Annotated in this window: 11 protein-coding genes; 3 read left to right on the forward strand and 8 right to left on the reverse strand. The window is 44.9% G+C overall.

Features of this window, described 5'->3' with window-relative positions; all coding sequences use genetic code 11:
• Position 1 precedes the first annotated feature (1 nt).
• Positions 2–739 (forward strand): SDR family NAD(P)-dependent oxidoreductase, encoded by a 738-nt coding sequence (locus tag OGW13_RS01980; protein WP_044268441.1) that lies wholly within the window; start codon positions 2–4, stop codon positions 737–739.
• A gap of 33 nt (positions 740–772) precedes the next feature.
• On the opposite strand, the gene OGW13_RS01985 is transcribed toward OGW13_RS01980, so the two are convergent.
• From OGW13_RS01985 to OGW13_RS01995, 3 genes are read right to left on the reverse strand one after another with little or no spacing between them, the layout of a single operon-like run.
• Positions 773–1,957 (reverse strand): HD-GYP domain-containing protein, encoded by a 1,185-nt coding sequence (locus OGW13_RS01985; protein WP_229745345.1) that lies wholly within the window; start codon positions 1,955–1,957, stop codon positions 773–775.
• A gap of 39 nt (positions 1,958–1,996) precedes the next feature.
• Positions 1,997–2,464, reverse strand: coding sequence for a FidL-like protein (locus OGW13_RS01990; RefSeq protein WP_044257272.1), 468 nt, complete (start codon positions 2,462–2,464; stop codon positions 1,997–1,999).
• Positions 2,457–3,185 carry a winged helix-turn-helix domain-containing protein gene (locus OGW13_RS01995; RefSeq protein WP_044268438.1) on the reverse strand — a complete coding sequence of 243 codons (729 nt, stop codon included), beginning with the start codon at positions 3,183–3,185 and terminating at the stop codon, positions 2,457–2,459. Before OGW13_RS01995 ends, OGW13_RS01990 begins: the two co-directional genes overlap by 8 nt.
• A 168-nt stretch (positions 3,186–3,353) precedes the next feature.
• Here OGW13_RS01995 and OGW13_RS02000 point away from each other — a divergent pair, with 168 nt between their 5' ends.
• Positions 3,354–3,719 carry a FaeA/PapI family transcriptional regulator gene (locus OGW13_RS02000; protein ID WP_044257268.1) on the forward strand — a complete coding sequence of 122 codons (366 nt, stop codon included), beginning with the start codon at positions 3,354–3,356 and terminating at the stop codon, positions 3,717–3,719.
• 558 nt (positions 3,720–4,277) lie between these two features.
• Positions 4,278–4,628 (forward strand): type II toxin -antitoxin system TacA 1-like antitoxin, encoded by a 351-nt coding sequence (locus OGW13_RS02005; RefSeq protein WP_125339196.1) that lies wholly within the window; start codon positions 4,278–4,280, stop codon positions 4,626–4,628.
• 480 nt (positions 4,629–5,108) lie between these two features.
• On the opposite strand, the gene OGW13_RS02010 is transcribed toward OGW13_RS02005, so the two are convergent.
• The 5 genes from OGW13_RS02010 to OGW13_RS02030 form a co-directional block, all read right to left on the reverse strand.
• The gene (locus OGW13_RS02010) at positions 5,109–5,723 is read right to left on the reverse strand and encodes a helix-turn-helix domain-containing protein (RefSeq protein WP_044268435.1); all 615 of its coding nucleotides are present in this window, start codon (positions 5,721–5,723) and stop codon (positions 5,109–5,111) included.
• A gap of 137 nt (positions 5,724–5,860) precedes the next feature.
• A complete protein-coding gene (locus OGW13_RS02015) occupies positions 5,861–6,355 on the reverse strand; it encodes a fimbrial protein (RefSeq protein WP_044268433.1) in 495 nt (164 codons plus the stop codon).
• Positions 6,356–6,365: 10 nt separating this feature from the next.
• Complete coding sequence (locus tag OGW13_RS02020) at positions 6,366–7,358, reverse strand: fimbrial protein (RefSeq protein ID WP_287115535.1); 993 nt, start codon at positions 7,356–7,358, stop codon at positions 6,366–6,368.
• Between the two features lie 7 nt (positions 7,359–7,365).
• A complete protein-coding gene (locus tag OGW13_RS02025) occupies positions 7,366–9,642 on the reverse strand; it encodes a fimbria/pilus outer membrane usher protein (protein ID WP_353622471.1) in 2,277 nt (758 codons plus the stop codon).
• Between the two features lie 112 nt (positions 9,643–9,754).
• Complete coding sequence (locus tag OGW13_RS02030) at positions 9,755–10,735, reverse strand: IS5-like element ISEc68 family transposase (protein WP_000082736.1); 981 nt, start codon at positions 10,733–10,735, stop codon at positions 9,755–9,757.
• Positions 10,736–10,803 lie beyond the last annotated feature (68 nt).

The following is a 10,803-nucleotide window of genomic DNA, read 5'->3' on the forward strand; positions in this document are numbered from 1 at the left end:
TATGGCAAAGAAATGGATGCTCATCACCGGCGGCAGTCGGGGAATCGGCCAGGCGCTGGTGAGTCACCTGTTGCCTGAATGGAACATTGTCTTTACCGGTCGCAACGAGGCCGGGATCGCCCGCACGCTGGACATCGCGCAAAGCCAGAGTACGTCGACCTGGGTGAAGGGCATTCGCTGCGACGGCAGCGATGAAGCCAGCGTCGAGCAGTTAGCCATGTCTCTGCTCGAGGCGCATGGCGCGCCTGCCGCTATCATCCATAACGCCGGTATGACCAATGACGCGCTGCACATCCACCAGAACGCGCGAGACTGGCAGGAGGTGCTGGGAAACAATCTGGTCGCGGTGGTGAACTGGAATCGCATTCTGCTGCCCGCCATGATGACCCAGGGCAGTGGCTCGATTGTGTTTATGTCATCCGTGACGGCCATAAAAGGCAACAGCGGACAGACGGCCTATGCCGCCAGCAAGGCGGCGATGATTGGCCTGACGCATTCGCTGGCGCGAGAAGTGGGGCGTTTTGGCATTAGGGTGAATTGTCTGGCTCCGGGGTTGATTGACGGTGAGATGGTTCAGGCCATTCCGGAAGCCCGATTGAAAACCATGCGGCAGAATATTCCTCTGCGTCGCCTCGGACGCACGCAGGACGTCGCCCGCGCGGTTGCGTTTCTGACCGGGGAAGGGAGTAGCTATCTTACCGGTCAGACGCTGGTGCTGGACGGTGGTTTGTCCGCCTGATAAGCAAGAACCGCGAGAATGGCATCTCGCGGTTCAGGTCAGGCCTAGCTGGTTAATTCTCTGGACCAGGGCGCGTCGCTCTTTGACCGACTCCTGAAAAATTTGCAGTAAAACCTCGCTATTTTGCCGCACAATGTCCGCCAGTTCAGGGGCGATTTCTGCAGTTTCCCCGACGCGTACTTTAAATTCCGATGACAGCGTGACGCCCTGCAGCAACGACGCCAGCCAGATGCTGGCCTTCAGAATCCTCACTTCAAGAGGATGGGTGGCTTGTGCAACCCCTGTCTTTTGAATTTGACACCAGCGGGCAATATCCCGAATGGCTTCAATCGGATAGAGTTCACCCCAGATAGCATTATCTTCCCCGGTATGTGCCGGAGCGGCGCACAGCGCCAGAGACGTCAGGTTATGCAACAAGCCACCTATTTCGATTTTCAGGCACTGGACTGGGGGAATTCCCATTTCTCGAGCCAGGTAACCGGAGATACGGCCGACAACCAGGGAGTGCTGGACGCCGTTCTGGCTGAACCCATCAATAATAAACGCCAGCATGTTGGCGATATCGCGAAAGTTATGCAAAGAGATGGAGTCGTTATGGATGCGGGGGATGTCCTGGATATAATCGTCGAACTCTGTGGATTTAATTTTTAACCAGAAGTGTTCGCAATTTGCTACTTTTCTGAAAGCATTGATAAATTCGGGGTTATATAAAATATGTTCGCCGCCAACAATGATATTAATAATTTCCTCTTTTGCCGATAATATATCGCTAGCACGGTAAAGGGCGATTAAAACATCCAGACGATCCGCCAGATAAACGACATGGCTCTCTCTGGGCACTTTTTCACCGTTAACGTAGTCGCCTTTTCCATTGTCCCAGTGGGTGTGGTGATAGCGAACAATCGAACTTAACGGATTCAGTAAAGGAACGCTCGCCAGTAATTCAGCACCAACGGCCGCATGGTTATTGAGTTCATTATCGTAATAGCTGAGGGGTTGAAGGCGCGATTCCTCGTTCAGCCCTCCAATATCATGAAGCAGGGCCGCCAGCAGCGTTTTCCTGCACTGTGCAGGTGTGAACCGCGATTCCCTGGCCAGGTGCCAGGCGATGAATGCCGTTCTGACATGATGCAGGTTAAGCCTGGGGTTAATCATGTCTATTATTTTTGAGATGCAAGCCAGTGATTCTATTAATTTTATATTCATATAATGAGACATTTAACTTTCGCTGTGCTTCGTTAAAGAAAACCACGCTAATTAATCTCGTTTGCAACCATATTGCGGGAATACGTGGTTACCAAATAGTATGACATTATTATTGACTTTTTTTAGGAAAATTATTTTGTCGTCAGGGCCTTTGCCAAACAACAAACTATTAGCAATCTCATCATCAACATTATCAGTATTATCATGTATGGTTTTGACACTCATTATCTTATACAGATGCGCATTGGCATTGTATGTTTCATATTTCATTTTGAGCGTGCGCGAGATTAAATACTTTTTTTCATTATGTGTGAGCAGCCCGTCAATATTGATAAGAAGTTGATCATCCGTCATGTGGACAAAAATTAGCCCTTCGGCGCGAATGTTGTCGCTGTTGATACTCTGGATAACAGAAAACTGTGACTCGCATGAGAAAACCGGGGGCCGAGTAAAACAGTAAACCGCGCCGATCAATAACAGGCCGACACCGATCAAAAGAAAAATGGCTTGTTTAGGCATTATTTTTTTCTCTGTAATAAAAACTCATGCAGCTGTCTTTATCACATTTAATGAGTAACAATTGCACAATATCACCCAGGTCTCCTTGTACCTGTTGCTTGTAAACGTACAACTCCTTTTGCTCTGAGCAATCGAATGGTTGTGGGACAAAATCAAAGCTCTTTGTCACCTCTCGTAATGAGAGTGAGGAGGGCATAAAAATGACGCACTGACCCTCAACCAGTTTTTGTATATCGGTGTCGGCTCTGAATGAACCTGGATTTATTATGAGCAGAAGGAAGGCAATTGCCAGAGCGATAATGCGGGTAAATCGCTTAAGACAGCGTTTCTGTGGTTCAACTGGCGGAGCCTCCGGCTCCTTTTCTTCAAGGAATGGCGTGCGATACTCACGATCGTTATTGATAATGGCATCTTCCGCTATTTTGAAACCAATACGAGGAACCGTGACAATGATTTCTTTTGCGATACCCAGATCGCTCAGGTTTCTGCGCAATGTGGAGATATATTGATTTAGATTACTATTTGACGCTCTGGCGCCATATTTATCAAAAACAGACTGAAAGATTTCATTTCTCGAAAGGATATCGCCTTGATGATTGAGCAATTCAGCCAACAAGCGTGTAGAGGTTTGGGATAATTCAACGCAATCCCCAGTCAACAGGTTAACGAGAGACGCATCCTCTGTGTCAAAAGTGATAAATCCCTCAATGTCGAACCTCATGTTCATCTCCACCCTAGACCCTGCTTTCCTCTAACATACAGTCTTCTCTCAATAAAACGACATGAATATTAGATAAAAATCCTGTATTTGCGTTCATTTCAAGCTAATGTTGCTGGTTGAATCAGGTGAACGCATACTGCTAACACCTTCAAAATCCAGGAGTCTGCAATGAAACTCTCGCTGCGTTCATATAACCCGGGTACAGCACATCCAGGCTACAACGTACCTCATGACAATCTGCAGATGTTAGCGGCGGAAATGGGAATAAGTGACCTGCCGATGATCAGGGGGCCGGAACAATTTTTTATTCTCAATCTATTAAAAGATCACAGTACTCAGGGCCTGTCGACCAGAGAACTTGCCGATCTGTGTGGCATTTCAATTTATAAAGTCAGACACTTACTTCTTCCGCTGGAGAAATATGGCCAGGTTATAAGAAATAAAATGCAAAAGCACCATCAGTGGTTTTTGTCAAAGGACTCTACAGATATTGATTGGCATTCTAACAAGGGGTATTTTCATTTGCAACAATGAGTGAAAAGTCAATTAGATAGCCCTGATAATATGAAAAATACTGGTTATAATCTCGCGAACCATTAGGAAAAATCCCAATAAAATATTAATGTTCGCATGCTGTCACTATTGCCTTTTGTCCATTTTGTTTATACTTGTGCAGAGTGGGCGCTTGATCCGTATTTACCAGTAAGTACAAGCGTAGCACTAAGCACTTTTTAAGCCGCATTACATTTTTGAATGGTTTGCTTATCAGTTGCCCTTGAAATCTGGTTTCAATGGGCAACTATTTCTCATTAATGATCTTTATATCCTGCCAGAGATTATTGCATCTGACTCTACTGGTATCCGGCCTGTGTCCTGATGAGTTTGTACACACTAGCGATCATGGTTAGCATGTTTTTTCACGAGGAACCGCGCATACCGTTGTAGATATATTCTCTTTTGTTTTTTTTGTTCTGGCCTGAAATAAAACAGAAGGTGACAATCACCTCTGTATTAACCATGAGATTGGTTGCTTAGGTGAGACCGTTCGGTAGCTGGCACGAAATTAAACGGTATCATCGCATCTCTATCTTAATGAGATCAGCATTACGCGTGCTTAATACTTTATGCCCATCGCTACAGAGGAGGACAACACCCTGTCGGGCGCGGACGGTCTGTCGGGGATACACGAAATCCTTAATCTGCGCATTAAAACTCGCTGAGCAGGTGTGCGGCAAAAACCAGACTGATTTTATCCCGGAAGCAATCCGCACTGCTGTCGGAGAAGCGCTGATCGAGAAGCGTATCATTACGGCTGATCCGCAGACCGATCAGGCATTTCGCACTCGCCTGGATCAGGCACCTGATCCGCCTCACGTCGGTAATATTTGTACTCCGTTCTGCTGCGGTGTGGATTTTATAGATAACCGGTTGAAATTGCTGTGAATGAAAAAATCAGGTTACCGGTGTCTCCCGTACTTTGATTTGTTGCGTCGGCGATTCGAAGGTAATGGTTTACCACTCGCTGGCCTCAAGCGTGGTGATGACGAACATCCATCTGGCCGCTTTCGCCGTAATGCGATCGATACGATCCCTGTTGTGGTATTGGCAAGGGTTAGGGGAGATCAATCTCTGCGTTCTCTGGGAATCGGGCCAACGTTGGTGGGTAATGCCGGATTGTAGGTGATTCATGTAGAAGAAACTATAAGGATCTGCGGGATACAAGTTTATGACGTATACTGGGAGAGTCCATTACACCCCATTGAAGTTATGACCCAGAAATTCAGTGAAAAGTTTATCGTTTTTCAAAAGTGTGACATCGTGCGCAGTGCGTTTATTAGAAGGTTTATTTGTAATGGTCAGATATTTGAATAGGTTATCGAAATAGTCATTGCACATGAGCATCCCGTTTAATACGAAAAATATCTAGAATTTCTTCGGTAGAGAGTTAACTTCGAGTAACACTCCCTTTATTATTTTTATATATCCACCGGCTTTCAACTGCTTGAGGATATACATTACTCGACTGCGAGACAGCCCAGTGCGGTCGATGATAAATGTCGACGTTACAATTCCAACCCGCTGTTCTAACGTGTACTTGATTAATTCCTGTAGTTGTTTGCTGATGAGTTCATAAGCATCTTTTCCTAGTATGGATTTGTCCCTATAAGAGTAATAGCCAATACGTCTTGAAAGCAGTTCAGCAACAGACTCCCACAAATTAAGCTCACTAATTAGTGCTCGAACTTTGTCATTAGGTAGCACATAGGCTACTGTTTTCCCACTCCCTTTAATAACGATATCAATGGGGTTAAACATCAGAGCAAAACCAAACATGAAAGGGGCATTTATCACTCCGACAACAATGTTATCTCCTTTTCGAAACACATTGATGGTTCCTTCGGTGACGTAATAGATATTCTTATCATTCGTTGCATCAACAACAAACTGTGCCCGATTATACAACCGCTTTTCACCATGACGTATCATCAACTCAAAAAGTGGGTTTGAATAGTTATTATTAGCGGGCGAAGTATTCATGTTTACTCCAGTCAAAAACATAGCGTCATAAACATGGTTCCCATGTTTTCATATCAAGTTTAGTGTAATAAAAAAAAAGATTCCATCGTTATCGCTTGGCTGATATGACAAGAGGCATTCGGGTTTGCATATTTTAATCAAGGATATAAAATGGTAAACTCAACGACCGCTGACAGAGTGCCTGATTTGAGCGTCCCGTCTAAAGGTACAATCTTTGCTTTCATCGGAAACGATGCTCTGCCTGTATCGGGATCAACGACCTGGCTTAAAACACGCCCGTTACTGATCAAAGTATCATCAGTTTTGCTTCTTATTTCTACCGCGACATTTGCAGCTGTCCCATTGTTTTTTATATATTGGTTATTCGTGCCTGCGGCTTCGCCAGCGAATTGTAGGGAAACACTCGGCATCCCTACATTACAATTCAGATCGATACTAAATTCCTGGGCAGGTGTTGAGTTTACCTGCTTCACATCGACTTCGCTAAAGTCAACATAGATATCTTTATCACCAATAACAGTGCAACCGTTCTGATATAACCTGACATGGAAATTAAGGTTGAATGAGCCTACTGCATATACGTATGCAGAACACAGCAGCAGCAAAGCAACCAAATATTTATAAATAAACATATAGCTCCCGCTAGTTATAAAAAACTGATACCGTCACAGTTGGGCTATATTCCCCTGGCGTAAGTACACTGCCATCAAAATAAAGCTCTACTGAAAAGGGTAACGTAACACTGAGCACATTAGTCAGATTTGCAAAGTCAACCAATTGAAACATATCAGAGAAATTGACATAACCGTTGCGAGTTTTATCAAAAATTTTCAGATACATCCCATTAAATCTCACTTTGTCACCATCAGTTTCCGCAGTGGTGGTATAAAGGGCCGTCAGATTGAATGGGTCGTTACAACTACGCGAAACGGTGATTGAAAAATCTTTTTTATCTTTAAATTGATCCGGCGAGGTCGTATCGGGCAAAAGGATATTACCGAAATCGATAATTGTTGGCGTGACATTTATATTTGCACTGCAGCCTATAAAGCGAATTTTTTTCAATCCTGTGATTTGAAAACGATAGTTACCATTGACGTTCAAGCCACCGACGCCATCAAGCTGAAAAACAGCGAATGTATCACTCCCCTGATAGGTTCCTGATGCAGATCCCTTTTTCCTGACCTTGACATAATAATCGATTGTATAAAAGCTACTGTGGTTGGCTTTACATTCAGATGACGTGCCACCGCCCGGGCAGCTCACCATCCAGCCCGGTATATGCCACTTGCTTCCCTGGCTTATATCGTCAAAATCCTGGCCATTTACCACGACCCCCAGCTGTATACCTGTGCCGACAGCCGATTTTAGTGGGTTAGTGTATAAATAGACATCTTCATTTTTATCGCCGTTATCTGACCAGCATTGAATTTGTAAATGAAAGAGTGGTGAACGCCATGCCATACTACCATCAGGGTCAGTTTTAGGTATCGCCACAGACCCTACCGCCTGGGTTGCAGTCTGACTCTGTGTTTCCGCATCGACACATTTAATGGCCAAAGCCTCTCTGGTCATTATCAGCAATAAGAACGAGAAAACGATAAGTAGTAGTCGATAATATTTGAAATTATTCATGTAGTTATTACTCACACGTTGCAGTTGTCTTGTACATATTTCCGGCGGAAGGTTGACCGACCAGATTGTAATGAGACTTGCAGTTATTGTTTGCATCATTGCCCCATCTCACTAACAAACTTCCTTTTTCGCTTTTCAAACCACTGATATAAACCTGCCCAAGATCCCCAACAATAAAACTCTGTTCATCGGAATTATCGCTCCCGACTAAATTTACCATTGCGCCAAATGGCACATACCCTGAGCCATTTTTCAAAGTTACTAATGCCTTATAGCCATAATGAGAATTAAACCTGGCTTTGACAACAGCACCTTTGGTTGGCGTGACGGTAACACCATTATCTTCAACTTCAACATTATCCGAAAAAGTGCCTGGATCGAGAGAAATATCATTTTTACGATATGGACTAAGGCTATTCATTACCGCATAACCAAACCGATCAATTCCAGAACCGGCCTGATTATAAATACCAGCACCCTTAGCTCCTTTCGCTTCAACAATAGCAATGGTTTCACCCAGCGGTTGAGATAAAGTCACACCGCCACTGTGGATTACCACACCACCCGATATACCGTAATTTATTTGCTGTGAGTCCGGGCTATAGTTATAACCCAGATTTGTTTCCGCCAACGCGCCTCTGTAATCGGCCATGAAGCTTCCAGAATAACTTTCCCGGTCTTTTGTTTGTTGCATATTCCAGGTAAGGTTATTTTCTTCCAGTGCAGAACCGCTAAGACCTATAGTCTGTGTCGCGCCACCATGCTCGCTGTTATTTAAGTTATAACTTGCCCATGTATCAGGCAAAAATCTTGACAACGGGATATTAACATTGAGCATCAATGAGTTTTCGTTATACGTCGTTCCGTCGCCGTTATTGGCTGTAGTATTTTTGTTTAAACTATAGACTATAGAATAAGTAACGCCTGAGAATGAATTATTATAACTGAATGAATATGATTTAAGTTTTTCATCATTATTCCAGTATTTTTCTTGTACCGCGTTGCCTGTTATACTGCCGAGATTCTCTCCCAAGGATTGTGTTAAGCTGATTTCAGCTCGGTCACGGCGGCGATTCGGCATTGCATCTTCATTGCCATATGATTCAAGCACTTCTTGCAAATTATAAAAACCTTCCGTCGAGTAGCGGTAACCGGCAATGGCAAAGTTGGTGCCTGTATCGACAAAATCCTTACTGTAACGCACACGGAATGAGCGTCCGGATTCTCTACGTGAGTCATTTAGTTCTGATTTTGCAGCAATAACATCTACTGAAATAGCACCAATGATTCCTAAATTACGCCCAAGGCCGATTGCAAGAGAATTATAATATTTCGCATTCTGCACACCACCGTATATAGTTATTCCCCACGGCAAACCATAAATTGCAGTCCCTTGCACGAACGGTGTTTTTTCTACATCAGAATTAGATGGACGGTATTGTCCAGCGGTAACACTGTATTTCAAGCTTTTTTCACGTTGCAACAGGGGCAAAGATGCATAAGGAACAACAAATTCCTGTGTGCTCCCGTCCTGCTCTTTCACTGTCACAGTCAGATCGCCCCCCTGTCCTGTCGGATAGAGATCGTTAATTTCAAATGATCCCGCAGGAACATAACTTTGATAAATAATGTATCCATTTTGCTTGATCATAACCTGAGCATTACTTTTGGCGATGCCACGCACAACGGGGGCATATCCACGCAAGGAATCAGGTTTCATATCTTCATCTGTTGCCAATTGCGTCCCGCGAAATGCGACACTATCAAATATATCGGATGGGGTGTTGCTATCACCCATCGTCAATTGGCTACTAAGAAACTTTATATCACGCTGAACATAGGTATAAACGCTATCAACCTGAGTCCCATTGACATCATCATGATTTATAGAACTGTAATTTCTGAAACGCCATGGGCCGATATTTATTCCAGGCAGAATGCGTGTATACTGACTGTTCGTTGTGCCACCGGCATCATTTTTCGTCTCATCGCCAGAAATACTGTAATTCAATAAAAAGGCAGGAATACCTTCATCCCATAATGAGGGGTCTACAAATCCGCGAACCTTTTGAGACAATGCAGCCTGAGGAATACTCAACTGCAATTCCTGGCTTGATAAATCATAGTTAGCTGAAGCTTGAGATATGACCTTAAAATTTACACAACCATCAGTTTCTTTTAGTTCTGGAAAATTTGCGACAAGGACACCTAAATTTTTTAGAAAGTCCATGCTCAGGCAAGGTGTTAGGGAAGTTGCGATTAAGTGGTCCGCAGCTCCCGATATGACGCCCCAAACCGTCCTTTATCGACGTCCTGTGGCTCAATTTTCCAATTTTCAGCCCAAAATCGTCTCTTCGTGGCTGATTTTGGCCCTGTTTCAGGCTAATTTCCTCATTTCAGGTAGATCTCGCCTGTGCCCGTATCAATTGGTCAACTCGAACCAGGTTCGCCAGGGTGAATAACATCGCCAGTTGACTGTCATTTTTAGCCAGCCCCTTGTACCTGGCTTTGACGAAACCAAACTGACATTTTACTATCCGAAATGGATGCTCAACCTTCGCTCGGATACTCGCTTTCAGGTATTCGTAACGGATGGCCAGCTTGTTCTTGCGCGGGTGTTGCTTCAATGCATTCACTTTGCCGGGACGCTTGGCGATAAGCCAGTCTGCGCTGACATCGCTGAGCTCATCGCGCTTTTCGGCCCCCTGATAACCAGCATCGGCTGAGATAAATTCTTCATCGCCATGCAGTAACTTGCCAACCTGATTGAGGTCGTGCTCGTTAGCCGCCGTGGTCACCAGACTGTGGGTCAGGCCACTTTTGGCGTCCACGCCAATGTGCGCTTTCATGCCGAAGTACCACTGGTTACCTTTCTTGGTCTGGTGCATGTCTTCATCACGGCTGTTGTGTTTGTTTTTGGTAGAGCTGGGGGCTTGAATGATGGTGGCATCCACCAAGGTGCCCTGGGTCATTAGAACGCCACACTCTGCTAGCCAGTGATTAACGGTACTGAAGATTTTGCGGGCCAGTTCATGCTGCTCCAGCAAATGCCGGAAATTCATGATGGTAGTGCGGTCTGGAATGGCTTTATCCAGTGACAGGCGAGCAAATTGGCGCATGGAGGCGATTTCATAGAGGGCATCTTCCATGGCCTCATCGCTCAGGTTGTACCATTGCTGCATGCAGTGAATACGCAGCATGGTTTCCAGCGGATAGGGCCTGCGACCATTACCGGCCTTGGGATACACAGGCTCGATAACGCCAAGTAATTTGTCCCAGGGAAGCAAGTCATCCATTCTGCCAAGGAAAACTTCTTTGCGGGTCTGGCGGCGTTTACTGGAAAACTCACTGTCGGCAAAAGTCAGTTGCTGGCTCATCCGGTTACTCATTCTGGGTTCAGGTTACAACACGATGATCTCACATCTCGGACTTATTCGCACCTTCC

Origin of the sequence: Citrobacter sp. Ca225 (genome assembly GCF_030337175.1) — a bacterium.
GTDB lineage: Bacteria > Pseudomonadota > Gammaproteobacteria > Enterobacterales > Enterobacteriaceae > Citrobacter_A > Citrobacter_A amalonaticus.

Coding starts and splice junctions, on each gene's coding strand:
- OGW13_RS01980 (WP_044268441.1), top strand. CDS start 2: ATGGCAAAGAAATGGATGCTCATCACCGGCGGCAGTCGGGGAATCGGC.
- OGW13_RS01985 (WP_229745345.1), bottom strand. CDS start 1,957: ATGTCTCATTATATGAATATAAAATTAATAGAATCACTGGCTTGCATC.
- OGW13_RS01990 (WP_044257272.1), bottom strand. CDS start 2,464: ATGCCTAAACAAGCCATTTTTCTTTTGATCGGTGTCGGCCTGTTATTG.
- OGW13_RS01995 (WP_044268438.1), bottom strand. CDS start 3,185: ATGAGGTTCGACATTGAGGGATTTATCACTTTTGACACAGAGGATGCG.
- OGW13_RS02000 (WP_044257268.1), top strand. CDS start 3,354: ATGAAACTCTCGCTGCGTTCATATAACCCGGGTACAGCACATCCAGGC.
- OGW13_RS02005 (WP_125339196.1), top strand. CDS start 4,278: ATGAGATCAGCATTACGCGTGCTTAATACTTTATGCCCATCGCTACAG.
- OGW13_RS02010 (WP_044268435.1), bottom strand. CDS start 5,723: ATGAATACTTCGCCCGCTAATAATAACTATTCAAACCCACTTTTTGAG.
- OGW13_RS02015 (WP_044268433.1), bottom strand. CDS start 6,355: ATGTTTATTTATAAATATTTGGTTGCTTTGCTGCTGCTGTGTTCTGCA.
- OGW13_RS02020 (WP_287115535.1), bottom strand. CDS start 7,358: ATGAATAATTTCAAATATTATCGACTACTACTTATCGTTTTCTCGTTC.
- OGW13_RS02030 (WP_000082736.1), bottom strand. CDS start 10,735: ATGAGCCAGCAACTGACTTTTGCCGACAGTGAGTTTTCCAGTAAACGC.